Here is a 20430-nt window from a genome sequence, read left to right on the forward strand (position 1 = left end):
TATGACACTAAATCTACCAAGCTGGGCGCCTAACAAACCGGGCCCCTCCGGCCCCTACCCCAATGTCACTCGAGAGCACCGTCTATCAATCCACTGTCTTCCAACAGGCCTGCCGGCAGTTCGATATCGCCGCCGACATCCTCCAAATGGACGCCTCCGTCCGGGAGCGCACCAAGCGCCCCCGCCGCTGCGTGATCGTCTCCATGCCCGTGCGCATGGACGACGGCCGCGTCGAGATCTTCGAGGGTTACCGCGTGCAGCACAACCTCTCCACCGGCCCGGCCAAGGGCGGCATCCGCTTTCACCACGACGTCACGCTCGGCGAGGTCGCCGCGCTGGCCATGTGGATGAGCTGGAAGTGCTCGCTCGCCGGCCTGCCCTACGGCGGCGCCAAGGGCGGCGTGATCGTGGACACGCGCAAGCTGTCCACGACGGAACTCGAGCGACTCTCCCGCCGTTACATGCAGGAAATACTGCCCTTCATCGGACCCAACGTGGACATCCCCGCGCCCGACGTCGGCACCAACGAACAGGTCATGGCCTGGATGATGGACACCTATTCGAACCACAAGGGCCACTTCGACCCGGGCGTCATCACCGGCAAACCCATCGTCCTCGGCGGCTCGCTCGGCCGCCGCGAGGCCACCGGCGAAGGCGTGGCGTGGTTCGTGAAATCCTACCTCCAGGACCTCGGCATCGAACCCGAGAAGACGACCGTGGCCATCCAGGGCTTCGGCAACGTCGGCAGCGAGGCCGGCCATGCACTCTATCACTGGGGCGCCGAAGTCATCGCCATCTCCGACTACACCGGCGGCGTCTACAACGCCAAGGGCCTCGACCTGAAGGCCGCCCAAGCCTGGGTGGCGCAGCATAAGACTCTCCAAGGCTTCCCCGGCGGCGAACCGATCACGAACGAACAGCTCATGGAGCTGGAATGCACCGTGCTTATCCCGGCCGCGCTGGAGCGCGTCATCACCGAACAGAACGCCGGCAAACTGCGCTGCCGCGTGCTCGCCGAGGGCGCGAACGGCCCGACCACCAACAAAGCCGACGAGATTCTCGCCCAGCGCGGCGACATTGAGATCATCCCCGACGTGCTCTGCAACTCCGGCGGCGTGATCGTTTCCTATTTCGAGTGGCTGCAGAACCAGCAGAACTACTATTGGACGAAGAACGAAGTCTTCGACAAACTCTACCGCATGCTCGCCAAGGCGAAGGCGTCGGTCGAGGAGACGAAAAAGAAATATAACTGCTCCCGGCGCACCGCCGCCCTCCTTCTCGGCATCAGCCGCGTCGCGGAGGCGAAGTCCAAGCGAGGCCTGTTCCCGTGAGTCGGAAGCCCCCTCACAGCACCATGAAGGAGAACACTACGACCAAGGTGGGCGTGAGGGCGCCGAGGAACAAGCCGAGCGGCGACACGCCCTCCGGGAAATAGCGCTGCAGGATGGACTGGCCGGCCGGGTTCGGCGCGTTCGCGATGACCGTCAGGCCGCCGCCAGTCACGGCGCCGGCCACCACCGCATATTTCAGTTCCTCGCTGAAACCGGGCACCAACGTGGCCAGATAGGTGATGAGGGCGTTGTCGTTGAAGGCCGTGAGGATCGTCGCGCCCGCAAAGAGCGGCACTTCGCCCAGGCTGCCAAGCACGGGTGCGATCCACCAAGCCTGCAACCCACCGTGGATCACCAGACCCGCCAAAAAGAAACCGACGAGCATCGGCCCGCGGAGTTCCACCTTGCTCTGGTGGTGGGCCGTGGCCTGGGCAAAAGCCAGGTAGAACAGGAATCCGCCGATGAAAAGCACCGGCGTGTGCGCCGCCCAAACCGTGAAACCGAGGAACAGCAGATGCACAAACGTGACCCAGGCCGGCACCGGCTCCTCGGCCCGTTCGCCGGAACGATCGGGCGTCTTGAGCGCCAGCAGCTCATTCCGGAAGGCCAGGAAATAGACGACATTGGAGATCACGATCCCGGTCACCGCGTGCCAGCCGAAGTGGGTGAACATGTATTTCATGTCCCAGCCCCAAGCCGCCGCGACCATCAGCACCGGCGGCGCGGCAAAGTGCGTGAGTGTGCCGCCAATGGAGATGTTAACGAACAACAGGCCCAGCGTCGCATACATCAGCTTCGGCGAGGGCTTCAGATCGTAGAACTGTTTGCCGAGCAGCAGCGCAGCAATCGTCATGGCCGCCGGCTCGGTGATGAACGAGCCCAGCAGCGGCGCGATCGTGAGAATCGAGAACCACCACGCCACGGGCCGGCCACCGCCGAGCGAGGCGACCGCTCTGAGGCACTGCTCGGCCAGGCGCATGACCGGCCGGGTCGAAGCCAGCGCCATAATCACGACCACGAACATGGGCTCGGTGAAGTTAACCGTGTGCGCAATGTAGCCGACAGTCGTGTCCACGCCCTTGAACCACACGATGGCACCGCCCAGCACGATCACCCAGATGCCAAACACGGCCTCAACCTCACCAAAGAAATGCAGGATCTGGCCCCAGAAGCTGACTTCGTCCGGCCGACCGTCGCCGTCACGATCGGTCTGGTTGGGCCGCTGTTTCAGTCGCTCGAGGTGCCGATGCTCGACGACATGCGCCCAGTGGCGGATCTTCGCGGTGGCGAAGGTGTGCAGCACCGCCAGCACGAAGATCAGCGTCGCCACGACATTGAACGGCTCGGCTGCGGCGCGCGATTTCAGGATATCCAGCACGCCCGCACCCGCCGGATCGGCGTAGCTGGAGAGCGCGCGGGGAAAATCGCCGGACGGAGCGGCCCCGGCGGACCACAGCGCAGGCGCGAGCAGAAAGAAAAGGAGGCTGTAAACGGTTCGGCGCATCATGGGAGGACTGAGGATTCAGGCCGCGGCGAACCGCAACCGGATTTACGCCAGCAACGGAATCAGATCCGCGAGGCTCTGGATAAAGGCATGCGCCCCGGCCTTAACCTTGGCGCGCTCGGCATAACGACCGAAGCCCACAAACAGGTCAACCTCATCACGCGTTTCCAGGTCACTCACGCCGTCGCCCACGGCGACGACGCGGGCGGGCCGGAACTCGGCCTTGAGCGTGCGGACAATCTCGGGTTTGCCGCCCCTGCGGGTGGCCGGATGCGCGGCGTCGAAGCCCGTGTAATTGCCCGCCGCGTCGAAATCCAGCCGCACGGCCTCGATGCGCGCGATGCCCAGCAGTTGCGCCAACGGCTCGATGACCTGGGTGTAGCCGGCGCTGACGATGACCGGGGTCCAGCCGGCCGCCTTGAGCGTGGCCAAGGTCGCCACGGCCGTGGGCTCGATTTCGCGGATATACTGCTCGCCGATGGCCGCAGCCTCGGAGCGTCCCGGGCGGATGATTTCCAGCCGGCGAGCAAAGACCGACTCGAGCGGAATTTTCCCGTCCATCGCGTCGTTGGTCATCTGGGCAACCTGGGCCAGCACGGCCGGGCCGCGCAAGCGGGCGAGTTCATCCACGCCCTCGATGGCGCTGAGCGTTGAATCGCAGTCGAGGCAGAGCAGCTTGGTCGGTTGGGTCACCACGAAACCCACGAAATACACGAAACCCGGAGCTGCCTATTCTTTTTCGTCTGTTTTGTGGATTTCGTGGTGATCAAAAAAACAAAAGCCCTCCGCGAGGGAGGGCTTCGGAGAGCGGGACTGACGGCCGGCCTTACTTGGCCTTGGCGGCGCCGCGCTTGAACTTCGTGGTGAACTTCTCGACGCGACCGGCGGTGTCCACGAGGCGCTTCTCGCCGGTGTAGGCGGGATGCGAATCCATGGTCACGTCGCGCACCACCACGAAATAGTCCTGGCCGTCGATCTTCTCGACGCGGGCGGACTTCATCGTGGACTTGGTGAGGAATTTCTTGCCTGTTCCGATGTCGAGGAAGCAGACGTTGTTGAGGACGGGATGGCCTTCGGTCTTCACGGGAAAAGTAGGAGGTTAATCAGCCTTGGCGCGCCTTGTAACGCGGCTCGACCTTGTTGATGACGTAAATCTTGCCCTTGCGACGGACAACCTGGCACGCCGGGTGACGCAGCTTGGCGGATTTGATGGAGGAAACGACTTTCATAAAGGGACAGAAGAAGGGGACCGCGCGAAGCAGTGTCAAAGGAAAATATTTTTTCTTGGGATCAGGCGGCGTTCCCAGCCGATCGCGAACCTCCGCGCTACCTTTGAATCGAGTTTAAGCCGCCCTAGCCAAAACCATAACCTGCTGATGGGCCTAATTTACGGTCGGATCGTCGGGCGCGTCAGCCAGCACCCGCAAATCCGGATCGGCATGGGCAATCAGGTGGCGCCAGAGCGGAACCCCGTCGTGCTTCAGCAACCAATCTCCCTCAACCGGCGTGGGGATCCAGGTGTCATGCTGTAATTCGTTCTCCAGCTGGCCCTGCCCCCACCCAGAATAGCCAAGAAACGCCCGCATGGTGAGCCCGGGTTGACCGACCAACTCGGTCGCCCGCTCAACTTCGACGCCAAAGGTTAGCTGGAACGCCTGATCGGCGGGTATCCACTGCCAGGTCACGAGGATCAGGTTCTCCCGCTCCACCGGTCCTCCGGCATAGAGCGGAACCCCCGCCAGGGGACTGGTCGCGAAACTGAGGTTAAGCTCGCCCAGCTGCTTGCCCAGTGGGCGATTCAGCACCACCCCCATCGCGCCCTGCGGGTCGTGTCCGGACAAAAGCACGACGGTGCGCCGGAAATTCGGGTCACGCAGCACCGGATGCGCCAGCAGCAGCTGGCCGGCGAGGCTCGGGGTTTTCCGCGCGGTGCGGCGTTCCTTCATGGTGCAAAAGCGGCGCCGGGGCCGCTCAGAGCTTGATGATCTTCACCCCGGCATCCCGAAGGATCGGACGCACGAGCGGATCGTTGCGGTAATCCTCGTGGTATTTGATCTCGGCGATGCCGGCGGCCGCGAGAATCTTGGCGCAGTTGATGCACGGGTAATGGGTCACATAGGCCGTGCAACCGTCCACACTGGACCCGCGGCGGGCGGCGTCGGCGATGGCATTCTGCTCGGCATGCACCGTGGCCTGCTCGTGCCCGTCGCGCACCCTTGACTGGTGCGGCGTGCCGGGCAGCCAGCCGTTGTAGCCGGCGGCGATGAGGCGGTTCTTGCGCTCCCCGGCGGAGACGATCACGCAGCCGACGTTGAGCCGCTCGCAGTTGGAGCGCGATGCGATGAGTTTGGCCGTGGCCATGAAATACTCATCCCAGCTCGGGCGGTGGGGGAAGGTCTCGGTGGCCAGACCGATGAGATCGACGGGCCTCGGCTTCTTGCGGGCAGGCATGGTTACCACGGTGCAACCGCGTCCCGGCGAGGCAACCCGTAAACACCCGCTTGCGCGGCACCCGGCCGGGCTTCAGTCTCGGATCATGGCATTGCTCCAACATCTGGTGGACTACTGTGACCGGCGCACGCGCCGTCCCTCGTTCAAGGATTTCCCGGGCGCCCACAACGGCCTGCAGGTCGCCAACGACGGGCGCGTGACTCGCATCGGCGCCGCGGTGGACGCCGGCCTCGTGCCCTTCGAGCGCGCCGTTGAGCGCGGCGTGGATTTCCTGATCGTGCACCACGGGCTGTTCTGGGGCGGCGTGCAGCCCTTGACGGGGCCGGTCTATGGCCGGTTCGCCGCCCTCGTGCGGGGAAACTGTGCGGTTTACTCCAGCCACCTCCCCCTCGACGCCCACGAGGAGATCGGCAACAACGTCATCCTCGCCCGCCAACTCGGCCTAAAACCCCGCCGGCAGTTCCTCCCCCACGAGAACGAGCTCATCGGCTGGATCGCGCCCAACAAATTCAAGCGCAGCCAGCTCGTAGCCCGCCTGGAGGAGCTTTACCCGCGTGTCGTCTCGATCGAGTGCGGCACCGCTGTGCCCAAGCTCGTCGCCTTTTGCAGCGGTTCAGGCAACGGTGCCGTGCCGCACCTGCTCGCCGCGGGCGTGGACACCCTCATCACCGGCGAGCTGCGCGAGGAATGGTTCAACTACGCGCAGGAGCACCGGCTCAACCTCCTCTGCTGTGGCCACTATGCCACGGAAACCCACGGCGTGAAGGCCCTCGCCGCCGAGCTGGCCAAGAAATTCCGCCTGCCCTGGGAGTTCATCGAGACCGAGAACCCGCTCTGAACCGACCACGGAAGACACAGAAAACAGCGCATGTATACTTTTCGGATCGCCCCTTCTGTGAATTCCGTGTGTTCCGTGGTTTCCCTCCCATGAAGAAGATCGCCATCCTCCACGGCCCAAATCTGAACCGCCTCGGCAAGCGCGAGCCGGCGGTCTACGGCACCGCCACGCTCAAGGAGCTGGAGAAACTCATCCGCGCCGAGGCGCGCCGGCTGGGCGTGGGCGTCGTGTTCTTCCAGTCCAACCATGAGGGCGCACTGATCGACCGCATCCACGCCCTCGCCGACCGCGGCATCGCCGGCTACATCGTCAATTTCGGCGCCTACACCCACACCAGCATCGCCCTGCACGACGCCCTGAAAAGCGTCGCCCCGCTGCCGGCGATCGAGGTCCACATCTCCGACATCAAAAAGCGCGAGAGATTCCGCCGCCATTCCTACACCGCCGCCGCCTGCATCGGCATGATCAGCGGCAAGGGCTTCCCCGGCTACCTCGACGCGCTCCGGCAGCTGGCCGCACTCTGACCCATGGGCCAGCACCTGCCTGACTTCGCCGAACCGCGCTGGTTCGTGTGCCACACCAAGCCGCGCTGCGAAAAGAAATTCGACGACCTCGTGGCCCGGGAGCGCTTCGCGCATTATCTGCCGCTGATCCAGAGCGTCCGTCGCTACGGCACGCAAAAGAAGGTCTTCACCAAGCCGCTGTTCCCGGGCTACGTGTTTGTCCGGATCGAGCCCGAGAAGAAGACCCGCATCTACCAGCAGGACCTGCTGGTCCGCGCCATGCTGGTGGACAACGAAGCGGTCTTTCTCCGCCAGCTGGAGGACGTGAAGACCGTCTGCGCCTCCGGACTCGAGGCCATGGTCCACCCCCTGATGCGGAAAGGCACCAAGGTGAAGGTGAACGGCGGCCCGCTGAAAGGACTGGAAGGCCATGTGGACGATCCGGCGAACCCGCAGGGAATCGTCGTGTCTGTGGACGTGCTCCAGCAGGGCCTGCTGGTGCGCCTCCCCATGGAATTCCTGCAAATTCTCCACTGACCTGCCGTGCGACCACGCTCCTTTTTCACGCTTTTCACGATCCTCGTCCTGACCGCCGCGGCCCAGACCGTGCCCAGCGCGGCCAGCAGCCAAACGCCGCCAGGCGACACCTCCTTCCTCACCAAGGTGCGCGGACTGTTTGACTTCGATCTCCCCGACATCGATCCGCCCGGGACGATCAAGCTGACCCTGCATCCCCACCTCGGCGACCTCATCCGCCGCGACTACATGCGCGTGGACACCGGTTTTCGCTGGGCGTTGAAGGAAAACTTCGAAATCAACCCCGAGGCGGCCGTCTATTTCACCCACGGTTTCGGCGGCGGCAACGATGGCTACGGCATCGGCGAGCTCCGTCTCGGCAGCAAATACATCCTCCGCGGCTGGCCCGATCCGGACATGGAAACCAGCGTCTTCGTCAACGTTGAGGTGCCGGTCGGCAGCCCGCCGGTGAACCTGACCGACGGGCTCAACCACTTCGCCCCGGGTTTCCTCGTGCAGCATCACTCCACGCGCAACCGCAAGCTCACCACCTTTGCCGGCGCCGGCCTTGATCTGGTTTCCGTGAGCGACATCGCGGGCACTCCTGTGCGTAACCAGCCCTTGGATGATTCGATGAACTTCACCGCCGGCGCCATTTACGACCTCGGTCAGGTCAAGTGGACCTTTTCCGCCACTTACGCCACCACCGCCGTGCTCGGCGACGTCACCGAGCACTTTCTCTACCTGCGGCCGAGCATGCTTTGGTATGTGCCGCGGAAATACACCTTCAACTCCAAGACCCAGTGGCTGCTCGGCCTCGGTCTCCGCGCCTCGTGGGGTCCTGATGGCGACGAACTGAGCTTCAACACCCGGGTGCGGGCCGAGGTGACCTTCCGGCAGGTCGTCGAAAACATCCGCTCCCGGCGCAAAGAAACCGGCGAAAAGCCCTGAGTCAGCGCAGCGTCCAGAGCCAGGCGAGCAGGTGCAGCGACCCGCAGGCGGCGAGCGCGGCCGCAAGATCATCCGCAACAATCCCCCATCCGCCCGGCCAACGTTGCAGTCGGGCGATGCCCAGCGGCTTCAGGATGTCGAAAAGCCGGAACAGGCCGAACCCTGCCCCGATCACCGCCCACGGCGGCCAGGCGGCCAGGTTGCCGCTCTGCCAACCGAGGTAAACCAGCGGCATCACGATGAACTCGTCCAGATTCACCTCACCGGGATCGCTCCTGCCCATCCGGCGGGAGGCCTCCCCGGTCAGGCCCACCGCCAGGTAGCACAGCGCGAGCGTGACGAGCAGCGTCGGCACCCAGCCGATGCGCCCGAAAAAAACCAATGTATAAAGCACGCCGGCCAGTGAGCCCCAGGTGCCCGGCGCCGGCAGCCGCTTGCCCAGCGGACCGAGCGTGGCGAACGCGACCACAAACTTTGCCGGCAGCACCCGCGGCCACTTCGGTTCCGTCAGCCGCATGGCCTCAGTCCAGCACCACGTGGCCGTGGCGGCGGAAATAGGAATAACCGGATGTGATCGTGAGCACCGCCGAGAGCACAAACAGCCCCAGTCCGGTCCAGTGCACGATGTCGATTGCCAGCCGCTCGTGGCCGAAAAGGTCGCCGAAATCGCGGGAGAACATGCGCGCGCCCATCAGCCAGCCAATGGCGTTGAGCTGGATGAAGGTCTTCACCTTGCCGCCCTGGTCGGCCTCGATCGTGATGCCCTTGACCGCCGCCGCCATGCGCATGCCCGAGACCGCAAATTCGCGGCCGAGGATGCAGAGCAGCAGCACCATCGCCGCGACCTCGTGGCCCATGAAATAGTCGCCCACCACCAGCGCGATCATCAGGCCGATAACCATCACCTTGTCGATGATCGCATCCATGAACCGGCCGAACGACGACACTTCGCCACGCGCCCGCGCCACCATGCCGTCAAACCAGTCGGTCAGCGCCGCCGCGATGAACAGCCAGAATGCGATGGTCGCCGCCCACTGGAATTCGCGGTTCATCAGCCAGACGATGATGAACATCGCCGGCACCCGGGAGACGGTCAGCCAGTTGGCCAGGGTGAAACGCATAGGAGGCGAGTCGAGCGCGCGCCCCGCGGCTTGGCAACCGGGATTTGACGCAAAACAGCCTCGCCATCACCGGCCTGCCGCGGTTGGCTGCAACCGGTCGCATGAAGCATTGCATCTACCCCGGAACGTTCGACCCGATCACCAACGGCCACCTTGATGTGCTGGAACGCGCCGCGCGGCTGTTCGACCGCGTGACAGTCGCTGTCGCGCTCAGTTCGACCAAGACCCCGCTCTTCAACGCCACGGAACGCGTGGAACTGATCAGGGGCAACGTCGGCCATCTCAAGCATGTCGAAGTCGTCAGCTTTGATGGCCTGCTCGTGGATTTTGCGCGCCAGCAAAAAGCGCATGCGATCATCCGCGGCCTGCGCGCGTTCTCCGACTTTGAGTTCGAGTTCAACATGGCGCTGATGAACCGACACCTCGAGCCGAACGTGGAAGCCATCTTCGTGATGCCGAACGAAAATTACAGCTACACCAGCTCCACGCTGGTGAAGCAGATCGCCAAACTCGGTGGCGACGTCACGAAGTTCGTGCCCGCCAACGTCGTCGCGGCCCTCAAGGCTTCGCGCTGAGCGCTCAACGCGGCATCCCGACCTGTCTCAGTGCCTCATAGGTCGCGATGCCGGCGGCGGTCGAGAGATTGAGCGAACGCAACTCGCCGTTGGCATGCGGGATCTTGATCCGGCGTTCGTCCTGCAGCTCCTCATGCAGCCAATCGGGCGCGCCGGCCTCCTCGTTGCCGAAGACCAGACCATCGCCCTCGGCATAACGCACGTCCCAAAAACCACGCGTGGCATGGGTCGTGAAGAGCCAGAGTCGCTGCGGCGCGACCGCACTTGCCTTGAACGCCGCCCAATCCGCGTGGTGGTGCACATCCAGCGAAAACCAGTAATCCATACCGGCGCGCTTGAGGTTTTTGTCGGTGACTTCAAAGCCCAGCGGATGGATCAGATGCAGCCGCGAACGCGTCACCGCGCACATGCGGCCGATATTGCCGGTGTTTTGCGGAATCTGCGGCTGAAAGAGCACAACGTGCAGCATGCCAAGCCATCATGAGTTAATGCGCTGGACGGCAAGCCGTAATCCATTCACAAATATTCCGCCAACGGGCCGTGGCACCTCCCAAAACGTATGTCACTCTCGACGAACAAACACGCCGGCAAAATCGTCGTTCTGGTTGACGACGAGTTTTCCTACATCGATCTGCTACAGCAGCTGCTGAGCGATCACCTCGCCTGCCCGGTCCATGGTTTCACGAAACCCGCAGACGCGCTCCGCGCCATCCCCGGCCTCAATGTCGGGATGATCATTTCCGATTACCAGATGCCCGACATGAACGGGCTGCAACTCATCGCCGAGGTGCAGAAGATCAATCCCGACATCCCCGCCGTGATGATCACCGCCTACAACATGTCGTTCACGCCGCGCGAACTCGCGGCGGTGCCGTCACTGAAGGCGATTGTCCGCAAGCCTTTCAAGTGGACCGTCCTCGCTGAGGAAGTCGTGAAGCACTGGCCCGACCCGCACCCGCCGAAGGTGAAGGTCGTCACGGTGACCGGCAATCCGTTCAAGACCGCCTGACGACCCTCAGGCCGTCATTGTCGGCGTGCAGCGACCGCACGGTCGCGGAAAGCTTATGGGCGGCAAAGGCCCCGACCATCGCTCGCCCGACCTTGGCCGCGTCCTTGGGCCGCGCCACACAGAGCACGGTCGAACCGCTGCCGCTCAGCCAGCCGGTCAGCGCGCCGGCCGCCACACCGGCCTCGATCGCGGGCTTCGCGCCCGGAATCAGCGGCAGACGATACGGCTCGTGCAGGAAATCCTTAACCGCGTGGCGCAGCCGGTCGTATTCGCCGGACAAAAACGCCGCGACCACGTAGGTGGCGCTGTTCACGCTCTTCACCGCGTCGAAATACGGCAGCTCCTTCGGCAGGATGCCGCGCGCCTTCTTCGTCTCCAGTTCCTGGTCGGGCGAGGCGCAGACAAAGCAGAGTTCCTTGCCGATGGGCTTGCGCAGCACACCGAGCAATTCGCCCGTGTGCGCATCGCAGCGCGCCACGCAAAAGCCGCCGATCACCGCGGGCGTGGCGTTGTCGGGGTGGCCTTCCAGCTGGGTGACAAGCGAGCAGAGGTCGTCCTTGGAAAGTTTCGCTCCCGTGAGTTCATTGAGCGCCGCAACCACGCCGGCGCGCAGCGTCACGCTTGAGCCGAGGCCGCGCGACATCGGCACATCGCCGCGGATGGCGAGCGTGTAGCCGATCTCATCCACCCCGGCGCGCACGAAGAACAGGCCGGCGGCCTCGTCGGCCATGTCGAGGCCGTGCGTGTCGCTCGGGCCCGCCGGACGCGAGCCGCTCCAGTCGCCGCGCGTGAGGGTGATCTCGTTGTAGATGGAGAGCGCCATGCCGAGCGAGTCGAAGCCCGCGCCGCAGTTCGACGTGCTGCCGGGCACACGCACGGTGACTTCGTTCGGGAGGCGGCGGGAGCGGGAGGCGGGGGACTTCATCGGCGGGTGTGGAGGGCGCGGCGGGCTTCGAGGTTCTGTTCGCGTTTTTTGACGTCTTCGCGCTTGTCGAACTGCTTCTTGCCCGTGGCGGTGGCAATCTCAACTTTCACCAGGGCTTCTTTGAAATACATGCGCAGCGCCACGAGCTGGCGGCCGGCTGTCTCGATTTCCGACACCAGCTTGCGGATCTCGGAGGCGCGAAGCAGCAGCTTGCGTGGGCGCCGCGGCGAGTGCTGCGCGAGTCCGGCGTGCGAATACTCCTCGATGTAGGCGCCGTGCAGCCAGACCTCGCCCTTCTCGATCCGGGCAAAGGCGTCGCTGAGCTGGGCCTTGCCCCCGCGGATGGACTTCACCTCCGAGCCGGTCAGCTTCACGCCTGCCTCGAACTTGTCGTGGATGAAATAGTCCCGCAGAGCCTTCGGGTTCCGAAGCTCGGTGTAGCGGGTGGCATCATGGGACTTGGCGGCCATGGTCGTTAGAATTCATGCGCCGGAGCGGCGCGGGCGGCAAACAAAGAAGCGAGGCCGGGGCCTCGCTTCGCGGAAGTGGAATGGTGGCGGACGCTGATTTCAGCGCGTGTCGCCCGACCTCAGGCCGTGTGGAGCTCGAAGCTGATCTTGCCTTCGGCGACCTCGCGCAGAGCAATGTCCTCAGGGCTGAGCTTCTCGAGCGACTCCACCAGCGGACGGCTGCCGCGCCGCAGCTGTTTCACGCGGCGGGAAACCACGTTGATCAGGATGTTCGGGTCGTTGATGACTTTCTGGGCTTCGCGGATGTATTCGTCTCTCATGGTCTGGGAAAATGAAAGGGTCATAGGTAGGTCGAGCCCCCCGGGGGTCAAGGGCTAATTTGTCACACGCGGGCCAGGATTTTGGCTTTGCGGAAAACCCGGACCCATTGAAACTTCCGTCATGTTCGTCGCTTGGACCACCACCGCCAACCGGGCCGATGCCGACCGACTTGCCCGCGGTGCGGTTGAGGCTAGGCTGGCGGTTTGCGCCCAAGTGGACGGGCCCGTCACTTCGCACTATCACCACGAGGGCAAACTCGAGCAGGCCGAGGAATTCCGGGTCTGGTTCAAATACCTGCCGGCCAACGCGTCATCACTCGGCGCCTGGGTCCATAACCATCATCCTTACGCGATCCCGCAGTGGATTGAGGTCAGCGCCGAAAACGTGGGCGAAAAATACTTGTCATGGGCTATGGCGAACTCTACATCCCGACCCTTCACGCAGTCCAAATCACCTTAACCAGACACTTTATCATGTCCCAGCATCCCAGTCTCAAGGCCGCCGGCGGCGGCGTGGTCGTCAAACGCAATGTCCTCAAGCGCTTTGAGCGCGTGGCCCTCCTCAAGAAGCGCGGCCAGTGGAAGGAAGGCGACCGCGTCCAGGGTCTGCGCAAGACCAAGGCCGACGTCTAAGCCACCCCACCCCTTTTACCACCGGGCAGGATCGCACAACGACCTGCCCTTTTTGCTGCCCACCATGCTCGACCTCACGAAGAAGCTCATCGATTTCATCCTCCACATCGATGTCCACCTCAAGGAGCTGATCGCCGACTACGGCGCATGGACCTATGCCATCCTGTTCCTGATCATCTTCGCCGAGACCGGTCTCGTGGTCATGCCTCTGTTGCCCGGCGACTCGCTGCTTTTTGCCGCCGGTGCATTCTGCGCCTCCACTCCGGAACACCCCGTCCCGGTGCTCAACGTCCACCTGATGGCGCTTCTGCTGTTCATCGCGGCCGTGATCGGCGACACGCTCAACTACTGGATCGGCCACAAGGTCGGTCCCGCCGTTTTCAAGCGCGAGGACTCGATCTGGCTGCGCAAGAAGCACCTCGAGAAAGCGCACGCCTTCTTCGAGAAATACGGCGGCCGCGCCGTCATCCTCGCCCGTTTCGTGCCCATCGTGCGCACCTTCGTTCCCTTCGTCGCCGGGGTCGGCTCGATGACCTACTCACGTTTCATCGCCTACAACATCATCGGCGGCTTCGTCTGGATCTATTTCTTCACCTACGCCGGCTACCTGTTCGGCAACCAGCCTTTCGTGCAGAAGAACTTCAAGCTGGTGATCCTCGCCATCATCATCCTCTCCGTCCTCCCCATCGTCGTGGAGTTCGTCCGCGAGTGGCTGAAGTCCCGCAAGAAGGCCTGAGCTAGCGCGAAGTTTGGGTCAGCCGATAAGGGACCCGGGGTGCCCTCGCGCCGGTCCCTTTGAACGCCCCTACCACAGCCCTCGGCGTTTCTTGCCAAGTGCGTGCCATAAGCGGATTCCCGGTTGCCTCCGCCCGCCCGGCCGTGGCACGTTTCCCGCTCCCTTTTCCAACTATGAGCCAGACCAAGAAGAAAGTCGCCATCCTCACCGCCGGCGGTCACGCCCCCTGCCTCAGCGCCGCCACCGGACAACTCATCGTCCACTACACGCAGCAGTGCCCCGACTGGGAGATCATCTGCTACCGCTCCGGCTACAAGGGCCTGCTCCTCGGCCAGAGCTACCCCGTCACCCCCGAGGTCCGCGCCCAGGCCCACCTCCTGAAGAACTACGGCGGAAGCGCTATCGGCAACAGCCGCGTCAAACTTACCAACGTCAAGGACGCCGTGAAGCGCGGCCTCATCAAGGAAGGCCAGCACCCGCTCGAGGTCGCCGCCGCCCAACTCGAGAAGGACGGCATCGACATCCTCCACACCGTTGGCGGTGACGATACCAACACCACGGCCGCCGACCTCGCGGCCCACCTCCAGAAACACAATTACAAGCTCAACGTCATCGGTCTGCCCAAGACGATCGACAACGACATCATCCCCATCCGTCAGAGCCTCGGCGCCGACACCGCCGCCGAGCAGGGCGCGAAGTTCTTCCGCAACGTCGTCACCGAGCTCGGCGCCTCCGGCCGCATGCTCATTGTGCACGAGGTCATGGGCCGCAACTGCGGCTGGCTCACCGCCGCCACCGCGCGCGAATACCAGAAGAGCCTCGCCGCCCAGCCGTGGATTCCGGGTCTCGGCGTCACCAAGCAGCGCTACTCCGTCCACGGCCTCTACATTCCGGAAATGGCTCTCGACATCGAGGCCGAGGCGAAGCGCCTCAAGGCCCTCATGGACCAGCAGGGCAACATCAACCTCTTCATCTCCGAGGGCGCCGGCCTCGAGGAAATCATCGCCGAGCTCACCGCCAGCGGCCAGGAAGTCGCCCGCGACGCCTTCGGCCACGTGCGCCTCGACACGATCAACCCCGGCAAATGGTTCGCCGAGCAGTTCGCCAAGAAGCTCGGCGCCGAGAAGGTGCTCGTGCAGAAGAGCGGTTACTTCGCCCGCTCCGCCCCGTGCAACGAGGCCGACTTCAAGCTCATCGACGCCTGCGTGCTCAAGGCCGTCGAGTGCGCCAAGACCGGCGTCACCGGCCTCATCGGCCACGACGAGGAGCGCGGCAACGAACTCCGCGCGATCGAATTCCCCCGCATCAAGGGCGGCAAGGCCTTCGACGTCACTCAGCCCTGGTTCCAGGACCTCCTCAAGGAAATCGGCCAGCCTATGACCAAGGTCGTGCACGTTAAGCACTGAGCAGACTCACAGTTCCGAAAACACAAAGGCCGGCATGACGCCGGCCTTTTGCTTGCCCCTTGGGCTGGCCTGCCGCAGTAGCCATTCGGGGTCCGCAGCGGAAGCCCTGTGCCGTCCGTCGCCAAGCCTATGGACGGCAGCCTTCGTACTCACTTTGCTCGGCGAAAGCTGGTGCGAGCGCTGGGAATCGAACCCAGATCAATGGCTTCGGAGGCCACTACACTATCCATTGTGCTACGCTCGCAGGGAACAGGCCGCACAGCTTTCGCCGCTGCTGCGTAAGTTCAAGCTGGTTTTGTGCTCAATCCAGCCGACCCACCGGACCGTTTGGCCACAAAAAACACAAAAGGGCCTAAGTCGTAGCGCACGTTTGCGGTGCGGCTCTAGCCGCAGATTGATTGAATCCTGTAGGGTAGGTTTTGGCTCTGGGTGTTGAGCGGCCCCCTATTTTTGTGCTTTTCGTGTTTTTCGTGGCCAACCCTGCCTTGTTGATCTCCCGTCCTGACCGGTCTTTTGCGCTTTCTACGCCATTTGAGGCCCACCTCTCGCCTTGGACCCGGACAACTGGCCGCTGAGAGTATTCGTCCTCTCTCAACTGCTAAGATGCCGTCAAATCTGTCCCGGAAAACGACCGCTCAACGAGCGTGTCTGGAGTTTTACCGGTCGCTTACCCGATTCGACGCTTCCGGACTCGCGCCGCACTGAATCGGTGCCGTTATCTCCGGCATCGTGCTGCTCCGCTTTTTTCTCCTCTGCCTCCTTTCGGTCACCTCGCTCGCCGCGGAGCAATTTTGGGCGCAGCTGAAGATCGGCACTCCCGCCGAAGAAGCTCTCCAAATGTTGGGCGAACCGGTGTCCGTCCGCCACGGTCGCGGTTTTGAGACTTGGATCTATGACGACGGGGCCGAGGTGCTGGTGTATCAGGTCGTCGTCGGCTGGACCGCCCCCGCTGCCAGTGGGATTAAACACGCCAGTCACGATGTCTGGGCGGCCAAGCCGGGTGGCCATTTCCACAAGACCCTTGCCGCCGCAGTGAATAAAGCGGTCAAGGCCAACGTGCCCGTTACCGCCAAGGCCGCTCCCGTGGCCGCTCCGGCCACCGCCGGCATGGGTTACGAGGAATACCTGCGCACTCGGGTTCGTCCGAAAGTCTAGGCGGCCAATCGTCCGCCAACGCGACTGCACCCGCCAGCGCACTGCCCACGACTGAGCCGGTTTGAACGCGCCATCGCGCTCTTAGCGTTCGCATTCTGCTGACCGGGTCGCATTGTGGCGGCACTTCCCCGCCCCATGAACCGCCGCACGTTTGTCTCGTCCCTCGCGCTGGCCGGCGCCGCCGTTGCCACGTCCCGCCGCCTCCACGCCGCTGCCGCCCAGCCCCGCCTCAAGATCGGATTAATCGGCTGCGGTTGGTATGGCGGTGTCAACCTCGGGGTCTTCGCCCGCTGCTCCTCGCTGCACGTCGTGGCCATGTCCGATCCGAACCCGCAGGCTCTGGCCAACGCACTCAAACAGGTCGCCGGCATCCAGAGCGAAATCCCGCGCACTTTCGCCGATTATCGCGAAATGCTCGCCGCCGGCGGCCTTGAGGTCGTCATCGTGGCCACACCTGACCACTGGCATGCCTTGCCCGCCCTCGCCGCGATGCAGGCCGGGCTGGACGTCTATCTCGAGAAACCCATCGGCGTGGACGTGATCGAAGGCGAGGCCTTGGTCACCGCCGCCCGCAAATACCGGCGCACGGTCCAGGTAAACACCCAGCGCCGCAGTTGCCCGCTCTTCATCGAGGCCCGGGAAAAATACCTCGCCAGCGGCCGATTGGGGAAAATCGGCCTCGTCGAGGCCTACAGTTACCTACAGGCGCGCCCGACCGGTCTTATTCCCGAAGCGCCCGTGCCCGAGGGATTCGACTACGAGCTGTGGGCCGGTCCGGCCCCAAAGCTGCCCTACCGTGCGCGGTTTGCCGACCGCGGTTGGCGCGCCTTCCAGGAATACGGCAACGGCCAGATCGGCGACCTTGGCGTCCACACCATCGACAAGGTCCGCTGGCTGCTCGGCCTCGGGTGGCCGGAATCGATTGTGTCCACCGGCGGCATTCTCGCAGACAAGCCGCCCTACTCGGCCACGATCACCGACACCCAGCGCAGCGTGTTCCGTTATCCCGGCCTCGACGTGAGCTGGGAGCACCGCACCTGGGGCGTCTCGCCGGTCCCGCAACGCCACTGGAGTGACCAGTGGGGCGCGCGCCTCATCGGCGACAAGGGCACGCTCAATCTCTCAAGCTACGAATACGTCTTCACCCCGGCCGGCAAAGGTCCCGTCGAGGGGCGCAACCTCTTTTCCGCCAGCGGCGACCTCGCGAATCTCGATTTCAACGGCAACGTCTATGAGGAAACCGAGAACCGCCATGTGCAGGACTTCCTGCGCTGCCGCGGGACGGACGAACGTCCAGTCGCCGACATCGAGCAGGGCCACATCTCCAGCGCGATGTGCGAGCTCGCCAATCTCTCCCTCGAAATTCAGCGCCCGGTCACTTACGACCCCAAGACCCGCACGGTGCCCGGCGACGCCGAGGCCACGCGCCGCCTCGCGCGTCCCTACCGCGGCCCGTGGGAGCATCCTGATCCGGCCAGGGTCTGAACACGCCTTCCCCATGAGAAAAATCATCGCGCTCTTGCTTCTCTCCGCCGGTCTGGTCGTCGCCGTGCTTGGTTACCGGCGCTCCGAGTCCGTCGCCGGGGTGTCCGACGCCGTCGGCACCAAAATCGCCAACACCTGGGACGGCAAAGTCCGGCAGCCGGACCACGTCTGGTATTACGCCGCCGCCAGCGTGCTGATGCTGGCCGGCGGCGTGCTCTGGCTCCGCCGCGGCTGAGCCACGCTCGCACCATTTTCAAAACACCGGTCGGTGGAGTCCTAAGCTACCCCGTTATTGCGAGGCTGGCGACGCCAGCCGCCTCGCCTGACGCCTTGTCAAACCACCCCACCCGGACATCGTCCCCGCCAACCCCATGAAGATCCCCACCCGCTTCGCTTTCGCGCTGGCCGTCGCTTGCCTCGCCTTTCTCCGCCTCCCCGCCGCCGAAGACAGCTGGATTTCGCTCTTCAATGGCAAGGACCTCACCGGCTGGACGCCCAAGTTCGCCAAACACCCGCTCGGCGTGAACTACGCCGACACGTTCCGCGCCGAGGACGGCGTCATCAAGGTCGCCTACGACAAGTATGAGAAATTCGACAAGCAGTTCGGCCACCTCTACTCCAACCTGCCCTACTCGCGCTATATCCTGCGCCTCGAATACCGCTTCACCGGCACGCCGATGGCCGACGCACCCTCCTGGGCCGGCCGCAACAGCGGCGTCATGATCCACGCCGCCTCGCCCCTCACGATGAGTCTCGGCCAGGAGTGGCCCGTCAGCATGGAGGTGCAGTTCCTCTGCACCGACACCAAGGCCGGTCGCCAGACCGGCAACGCCTGCACGCCCGGCACGCACCTCGAACTCGACGGCAAGCTCACCACTGCGCACATCATCGACGCGAAGAACAGCACGCTCTCCCCGATGGAAGAATGGATCGCCGTCGAGGTGGAGGTGCACGGCAACGACGAGGTCGTCCACCGCATCAATGGCGTGGAAGTCCTGCGCTACCGCCACCCGCAGCTCGATCCCAAGGATGCCGATGCCCAGCGGCTGCTCGCCGCCGGTGCGCCACTGCAACTTTCCTCCGGCCACATCGCCCTCCAGGCCGAGTCCCAGCCCGTATGGTTCCGCAATATCCGGATCAAGGTGCTGCCTTGATCCACTGAGTTCACCGCAGCCGCGGCCAGGAGAACTTCTTTTCCGGGGCTTTCGTCGGCACAGGCGTTGGCGGAAACTCGCCGGCCTTTCCTGAACTTGCGGATTGAGTCGCGCGCGCGGCCGCGGCCCGCAACTTGTCCTTCTTGTTTGGGCGCTTGCCCTTGATGCCGCCGGTCGGCGGGGGCGGTGCCTCCAACTCGACTGGCTCGAAGCCGGGCACCTGCTCGCGCGGCACGCTGAGGCGGTTGCGCTTCTCGATCAGCTGGAAGTGCCGGTGCGTCTCAGCGCTGACGAAGTTCACCGCCACGCCGCGCGCGCCGGCCCGGCCGGTGCGGCCGATGCGGTGCGTGTAATCCGTTGCCGAGCGCGGCAGGTCGAAGTTAACCACCACCGGCAGTTCGACGATGTCGAGACCGCGCGCGGCGAGATCGGTCGTGAGCAGCACCTGCACCCGCGACTCCTTGAAGTCCGCCAGCACCGCCATGCGCGCGCCCTGGCTGAGTTCGCCGTGAAACGCCGCGGCGGCGATCCCGGCCTTGCGCAGTTTCTCCGCGACATGTTCGGTGGCATACTTCGTCGCCACGAAGACCAGCACGCGCGTCCATTTGTTTTCCTGCACGAGATGCCGCAGCAGCTGGGTGCGGCGCGGCACATCCACCTCGATCACGCGCTGCTCGATGTCGGGCTGCGCGGCGGCGACAGCCGCCACCTCGATCAACACCGGTTCGCGCAACAGCCCCGCGGCCAGCGCCTGCACGTCGGCCGGAAAGGTGGCGGAAAACAGCAGGTTCTGCCGCCGCGCAGGCAGGCGCGCGAGGAGGCGATTCAGCTCGTCGGCGAAACCGAGGTCGAGCAGCCGGTCGGCCTCGTCGAGCACGAGGGTCTCGACCGCGGACAACGATACCGCGTTGTGCTCCATCAGGTCGAGCAACCGGCCGGGCGTGGCCACGAGGATGTCGGCGCCGCCGCCGAGGGCCATCATCTGCGGGTTGATGGAAACGCCGCCATAAACGACCAGCGTCTTCGTCGCCACCGGCAGGTACCGGCTGAAGCGCTTGCACGCCTCGCCGGTCTGGATGGCGAGTTCGCGCGTAGGCGCGAGCACGAGCGCCCGAGCGAAACGCCCGCGCTGCTTCCGCCCCTCCGCCAGATGCTGCAGTAGCGGCAACACGAAGGCCGCGGTCTTGCCCGAACCCGTCGGCGCCTGCGCCCGCACATCCTGCCCGCGCAGGATCGCCGGGATCGCCTCCGCCTGCACCGCGGTCGGCTCGCGGAAATGCTGCTCGGTGATCGCCCGCAGCAACGGCTCGCTCAGGCCCAGTTCGGAAAATGTCATGCGGAAAACGG

At 64.3% G+C, this 20430-nt stretch carries 28 protein-coding genes and 1 tRNA gene; 15 read left to right on the forward strand and 14 right to left on the reverse strand.

The window, feature by feature from the left end:
• Positions 1-62 precede the first annotated feature (62 nt).
• Complete coding sequence (locus ESB00_RS12425; protein WP_129048003.1) at positions 63-1331, forward strand: Glu/Leu/Phe/Val family dehydrogenase; 1269 nt, start codon at positions 63-65, stop codon at positions 1329-1331.
• Between the two features lie 13 nt (positions 1332-1344).
• Here the strand turns inward: ESB00_RS12425 and ESB00_RS12430 are convergent, their stop codons facing one another.
• From ESB00_RS12430 to ESB00_RS12455, 6 genes are all read right to left on the reverse strand, one after another.
• A complete protein-coding gene (locus ESB00_RS12430) occupies positions 1345-2838 on the reverse strand; it encodes a putative Na+/H+ antiporter (protein WP_129048004.1) in 1494 nt (497 codons plus the stop codon).
• A 42-nt stretch (positions 2839-2880) separates the two neighbouring features.
• A complete protein-coding gene (locus tag ESB00_RS12435) occupies positions 2881-3531 on the reverse strand; it encodes an HAD-IB family phosphatase (protein ID WP_218938740.1) in 651 nt (216 codons plus the stop codon).
• Positions 3532-3661: 130 nt separating this feature from the next.
• A complete protein-coding gene (locus tag ESB00_RS12440) occupies positions 3662-3919 on the reverse strand; it encodes a type B 50S ribosomal protein L31 (protein WP_129048006.1) in 258 nt (85 codons plus the stop codon).
• 19 nt (positions 3920-3938) lie between these two features.
• Positions 3939-4064: a type B 50S ribosomal protein L36 gene (ykgO, locus tag ESB00_RS12445; RefSeq protein ID WP_069962638.1), complete on the reverse strand. Its 126-nt coding sequence runs from the start codon at positions 4062-4064 to the stop codon at positions 3939-3941.
• Between the two features lie 153 nt (positions 4065-4217).
• Complete coding sequence (locus ESB00_RS12450) at positions 4218-4781, reverse strand: YqgE/AlgH family protein (RefSeq protein ID WP_129048007.1); 564 nt, start codon at positions 4779-4781, stop codon at positions 4218-4220.
• A 25-nt stretch (positions 4782-4806) separates the two neighbouring features.
• Positions 4807-5286 carry a deoxycytidylate deaminase gene (locus ESB00_RS12455; protein ID WP_129048008.1) on the reverse strand — a complete coding sequence of 160 codons (480 nt, stop codon included), beginning with the start codon at positions 5284-5286 and terminating at the stop codon, positions 4807-4809.
• Between the two features lie 85 nt (positions 5287-5371).
• Here ESB00_RS12455 and ESB00_RS12460 point away from each other — a divergent pair, with 85 nt between their 5' ends.
• The 4 genes from ESB00_RS12460 (at position 5372) to ESB00_RS12475 (ending at position 8094) form a co-directional block, all read left to right on the forward strand.
• On the forward strand, positions 5372-6124 hold the full coding sequence (locus tag ESB00_RS12460; protein ID WP_129048009.1) for a Nif3-like dinuclear metal center hexameric protein: 753 nt from the start codon (positions 5372-5374) through the stop codon (positions 6122-6124).
• Between the two features lie 89 nt (positions 6125-6213).
• Entirely contained in the window at positions 6214-6648 is a 435-nt protein-coding gene (gene aroQ, locus ESB00_RS12465; RefSeq protein ID WP_129048010.1) for a type II 3-dehydroquinate dehydratase, read from the forward strand.
• 3 nt (positions 6649-6651) lie between these two features.
• The gene (gene nusG / locus ESB00_RS12470; RefSeq protein ID WP_129048011.1) at positions 6652-7164 is read left to right on the forward strand and encodes a transcription termination/antitermination protein NusG; all 513 of its coding nucleotides are present in this window, start codon (positions 6652-6654) and stop codon (positions 7162-7164) included.
• A 6-nt stretch (positions 7165-7170) separates the two neighbouring features.
• A complete protein-coding gene (locus ESB00_RS12475; protein ID WP_129048012.1) occupies positions 7171-8094 on the forward strand; it encodes a hypothetical protein in 924 nt (307 codons plus the stop codon).
• Position 8095: 1 nt separating this feature from the next.
• Here ESB00_RS12475 and ESB00_RS12480 read toward each other — a convergent pair whose 3' ends face one another.
• Together ESB00_RS12480 and pgsA are read right to left on the reverse strand one after the other, a co-directional pair.
• Positions 8096-8611 (reverse strand): phosphatidylglycerophosphatase A family protein, encoded by a 516-nt coding sequence (locus ESB00_RS12480; RefSeq protein ID WP_129048013.1) that lies wholly within the window; start codon positions 8609-8611, stop codon positions 8096-8098.
• 4 nt (positions 8612-8615) lie between these two features.
• Entirely contained in the window at positions 8616-9215 is a 600-nt protein-coding gene (pgsA, locus tag ESB00_RS12485; protein WP_129048014.1) for a CDP-diacylglycerol--glycerol-3-phosphate 3-phosphatidyltransferase, read from the reverse strand.
• A 101-nt stretch (positions 9216-9316) separates the two neighbouring features.
• Here pgsA and coaD point away from each other — a divergent pair, with 101 nt between their 5' ends.
• On the forward strand, positions 9317-9790 hold the full coding sequence (gene coaD / locus ESB00_RS12490; RefSeq protein ID WP_129048015.1) for a pantetheine-phosphate adenylyltransferase: 474 nt from the start codon (positions 9317-9319) through the stop codon (positions 9788-9790).
• 4 nt (positions 9791-9794) lie between these two features.
• Here coaD and ESB00_RS12495 read toward each other — a convergent pair whose 3' ends face one another.
• Positions 9795-10259, reverse strand: coding sequence for a tRNA (cytidine(34)-2'-O)-methyltransferase (locus tag ESB00_RS12495; protein ID WP_129048016.1), 465 nt, complete (start codon positions 10257-10259; stop codon positions 9795-9797).
• 90 nt (positions 10260-10349) lie between these two features.
• Between ESB00_RS12495 and ESB00_RS12500 the strand changes: the two genes are divergently transcribed.
• Positions 10350-10799, forward strand: a complete 450-nt coding sequence (locus ESB00_RS12500) for a response regulator (protein WP_129048017.1) — start codon at positions 10350-10352, stop codon at positions 10797-10799.
• Here ESB00_RS12500 and thrB read toward each other — a convergent pair.
• The 3 genes from thrB to ESB00_RS12515 form a co-directional block, all read right to left on the reverse strand.
• Entirely contained in the window at positions 10786-11724 is a 939-nt protein-coding gene (thrB, locus tag ESB00_RS12505) for a homoserine kinase (RefSeq protein WP_129048018.1), read from the reverse strand. The two genes, ESB00_RS12500 and thrB, sit on opposite strands and share 14 nt — an antisense overlap.
• Entirely contained in the window at positions 11721-12194 is a 474-nt protein-coding gene (smpB, locus tag ESB00_RS12510; protein ID WP_129048019.1) for an SsrA-binding protein SmpB, read from the reverse strand. Before smpB ends, thrB begins: the two co-directional genes overlap by 4 nt.
• 119 nt (positions 12195-12313) lie before the next feature.
• Positions 12314-12514 carry a DNA-directed RNA polymerase subunit omega gene (locus tag ESB00_RS12515; RefSeq protein ID WP_129048020.1) on the reverse strand — a complete coding sequence of 67 codons (201 nt, stop codon included), beginning with the start codon at positions 12512-12514 and terminating at the stop codon, positions 12314-12316.
• Positions 12515-12635: 121 nt separating this feature from the next.
• Between ESB00_RS12515 and cutA the strand changes: the two genes are divergently transcribed.
• The 4 genes from cutA to ESB00_RS12535 all read left to right on the forward strand — a co-directional run bounded on the left by cutA (position 12636) and on the right by ESB00_RS12535 (position 15289).
• Entirely contained in the window at positions 12636-12974 is a 339-nt protein-coding gene (gene cutA / locus ESB00_RS12520) for a divalent-cation tolerance protein CutA (RefSeq protein ID WP_129048021.1), read from the forward strand.
• Positions 12975-12988: 14 nt separating this feature from the next.
• Entirely contained in the window at positions 12989-13147 is a 159-nt protein-coding gene (locus tag ESB00_RS12525; RefSeq protein WP_129048022.1) for a small basic protein, read from the forward strand.
• A 64-nt stretch (positions 13148-13211) separates the two neighbouring features.
• Positions 13212-13883 (forward strand): DedA family protein, encoded by a 672-nt coding sequence (locus tag ESB00_RS12530; RefSeq protein WP_129048023.1) that lies wholly within the window; start codon positions 13212-13214, stop codon positions 13881-13883.
• 173 nt (positions 13884-14056) lie between these two features.
• Positions 14057-15289 (forward strand): pyrophosphate--fructose-6-phosphate 1-phosphotransferase, encoded by a 1233-nt coding sequence (locus ESB00_RS12535; RefSeq protein ID WP_129048024.1) that lies wholly within the window; start codon positions 14057-14059, stop codon positions 15287-15289.
• A 169-nt stretch (positions 15290-15458) separates the two neighbouring features.
• Here ESB00_RS12535 and ESB00_RS12540 read toward each other — a convergent pair.
• Positions 15459-15533 (reverse strand) — tRNA-Arg (locus ESB00_RS12540).
• A gap of 485 nt (positions 15534-16018) precedes the next feature.
• On the opposite strand from ESB00_RS12540, the gene ESB00_RS12545 reads away from it, so the two are divergent.
• The 4 genes from ESB00_RS12545 to ESB00_RS12560 all read left to right on the forward strand — a co-directional run bounded on the left by ESB00_RS12545 (position 16019) and on the right by ESB00_RS12560 (position 19083).
• A complete protein-coding gene (locus ESB00_RS12545; protein WP_129048025.1) occupies positions 16019-16444 on the forward strand; it encodes a hypothetical protein in 426 nt (141 codons plus the stop codon).
• Positions 16445-16579: 135 nt separating this feature from the next.
• Entirely contained in the window at positions 16580-17929 is a 1350-nt protein-coding gene (locus ESB00_RS12550; protein WP_129048026.1) for a Gfo/Idh/MocA family protein, read from the forward strand.
• A gap of 13 nt (positions 17930-17942) precedes the next feature.
• A complete protein-coding gene (locus ESB00_RS12555; RefSeq protein ID WP_129048027.1) occupies positions 17943-18164 on the forward strand; it encodes a DUF3185 family protein in 222 nt (73 codons plus the stop codon).
• A 136-nt stretch (positions 18165-18300) separates the two neighbouring features.
• A complete protein-coding gene (locus ESB00_RS12560; protein ID WP_129048028.1) occupies positions 18301-19083 on the forward strand; it encodes a 3-keto-disaccharide hydrolase in 783 nt (260 codons plus the stop codon).
• Between the two features lie 10 nt (positions 19084-19093).
• Here ESB00_RS12560 and ESB00_RS12565 read toward each other — a convergent pair whose 3' ends face one another.
• Entirely contained in the window at positions 19094-20419 is a 1326-nt protein-coding gene (locus tag ESB00_RS12565) for a DEAD/DEAH box helicase (RefSeq protein ID WP_129048029.1), read from the reverse strand.
• Between the last annotated feature and the right edge of the window lie 11 nt (positions 20420-20430).

The organism is Oleiharenicola lentus, from assembly GCF_004118375.1.
Taxonomy (GTDB): Bacteria; Verrucomicrobiota; Verrucomicrobiia; order Opitutales; family Opitutaceae; genus Lacunisphaera; species Lacunisphaera lenta.

Excerpts from the sequence above, each read along its gene's own strand:
- thrB (WP_129048018.1), bottom strand. The coding sequence starts at position 11,724 with ATGAAGTCCCCCGCCTCCCGCTCCCGCCGCCTCCCGAACGAAGTCACC.
- aroQ (WP_129048010.1), top strand. The coding sequence starts at position 6,214 with ATGAAGAAGATCGCCATCCTCCACGGCCCAAATCTGAACCGCCTCGGC.
- cutA (WP_129048021.1), top strand. The coding sequence starts at position 12,636 with ATGTTCGTCGCTTGGACCACCACCGCCAACCGGGCCGATGCCGACCGA.
- ESB00_RS12535 (WP_129048024.1), top strand. The coding sequence starts at position 14,057 with ATGAGCCAGACCAAGAAGAAAGTCGCCATCCTCACCGCCGGCGGTCAC.
- ykgO (WP_069962638.1), bottom strand. The coding sequence starts at position 4,064 with ATGAAAGTCGTTTCCTCCATCAAATCCGCCAAGCTGCGTCACCCGGCG.
- ESB00_RS12565 (WP_129048029.1), bottom strand. The coding sequence starts at position 20,419 with ATGACATTTTCCGAACTGGGCCTGAGCGAGCCGTTGCTGCGGGCGATC.
- ESB00_RS12550 (WP_129048026.1), top strand. The coding sequence starts at position 16,580 with ATGAACCGCCGCACGTTTGTCTCGTCCCTCGCGCTGGCCGGCGCCGCC.
- ESB00_RS12495 (WP_129048016.1), bottom strand. The coding sequence starts at position 10,259 with ATGCTGCACGTTGTGCTCTTTCAGCCGCAGATTCCGCAAAACACCGGC.
- ESB00_RS12555 (WP_129048027.1), top strand. The coding sequence starts at position 17,943 with ATGAGAAAAATCATCGCGCTCTTGCTTCTCTCCGCCGGTCTGGTCGTC.
- ESB00_RS12530 (WP_129048023.1), top strand. The coding sequence starts at position 13,212 with ATGCTCGACCTCACGAAGAAGCTCATCGATTTCATCCTCCACATCGAT.
- ESB00_RS12450 (WP_129048007.1), bottom strand. The coding sequence starts at position 4,781 with ATGAAGGAACGCCGCACCGCGCGGAAAACCCCGAGCCTCGCCGGCCAG.
- ESB00_RS12515 (WP_129048020.1), bottom strand. The coding sequence starts at position 12,514 with ATGAGAGACGAATACATCCGCGAAGCCCAGAAAGTCATCAACGACCCG.
- ESB00_RS12525 (WP_129048022.1), top strand. The coding sequence starts at position 12,989 with ATGTCCCAGCATCCCAGTCTCAAGGCCGCCGGCGGCGGCGTGGTCGTC.
- smpB (WP_129048019.1), bottom strand. The coding sequence starts at position 12,194 with ATGGCCGCCAAGTCCCATGATGCCACCCGCTACACCGAGCTTCGGAAC.
- ESB00_RS12425 (WP_129048003.1), top strand. The coding sequence starts at position 63 with ATGTCACTCGAGAGCACCGTCTATCAATCCACTGTCTTCCAACAGGCC.
- ESB00_RS12480 (WP_129048013.1), bottom strand. The coding sequence starts at position 8,611 with ATGCGGCTGACGGAACCGAAGTGGCCGCGGGTGCTGCCGGCAAAGTTT.
- coaD (WP_129048015.1), top strand. The coding sequence starts at position 9,317 with ATGAAGCATTGCATCTACCCCGGAACGTTCGACCCGATCACCAACGGC.
- ESB00_RS12560 (WP_129048028.1), top strand. The coding sequence starts at position 18,301 with ATGAAGATCCCCACCCGCTTCGCTTTCGCGCTGGCCGTCGCTTGCCTC.
- ESB00_RS12460 (WP_129048009.1), top strand. The coding sequence starts at position 5,372 with ATGGCATTGCTCCAACATCTGGTGGACTACTGTGACCGGCGCACGCGC.
- pgsA (WP_129048014.1), bottom strand. The coding sequence starts at position 9,215 with ATGCGTTTCACCCTGGCCAACTGGCTGACCGTCTCCCGGGTGCCGGCG.
- ESB00_RS12455 (WP_129048008.1), bottom strand. The coding sequence starts at position 5,286 with ATGCCTGCCCGCAAGAAGCCGAGGCCCGTCGATCTCATCGGTCTGGCC.
- ESB00_RS12430 (WP_129048004.1), bottom strand. The coding sequence starts at position 2,838 with ATGATGCGCCGAACCGTTTACAGCCTCCTTTTCTTTCTGCTCGCGCCT.
- ESB00_RS12500 (WP_129048017.1), top strand. The coding sequence starts at position 10,350 with ATGTCACTCTCGACGAACAAACACGCCGGCAAAATCGTCGTTCTGGTT.
- nusG (WP_129048011.1), top strand. The coding sequence starts at position 6,652 with ATGGGCCAGCACCTGCCTGACTTCGCCGAACCGCGCTGGTTCGTGTGC.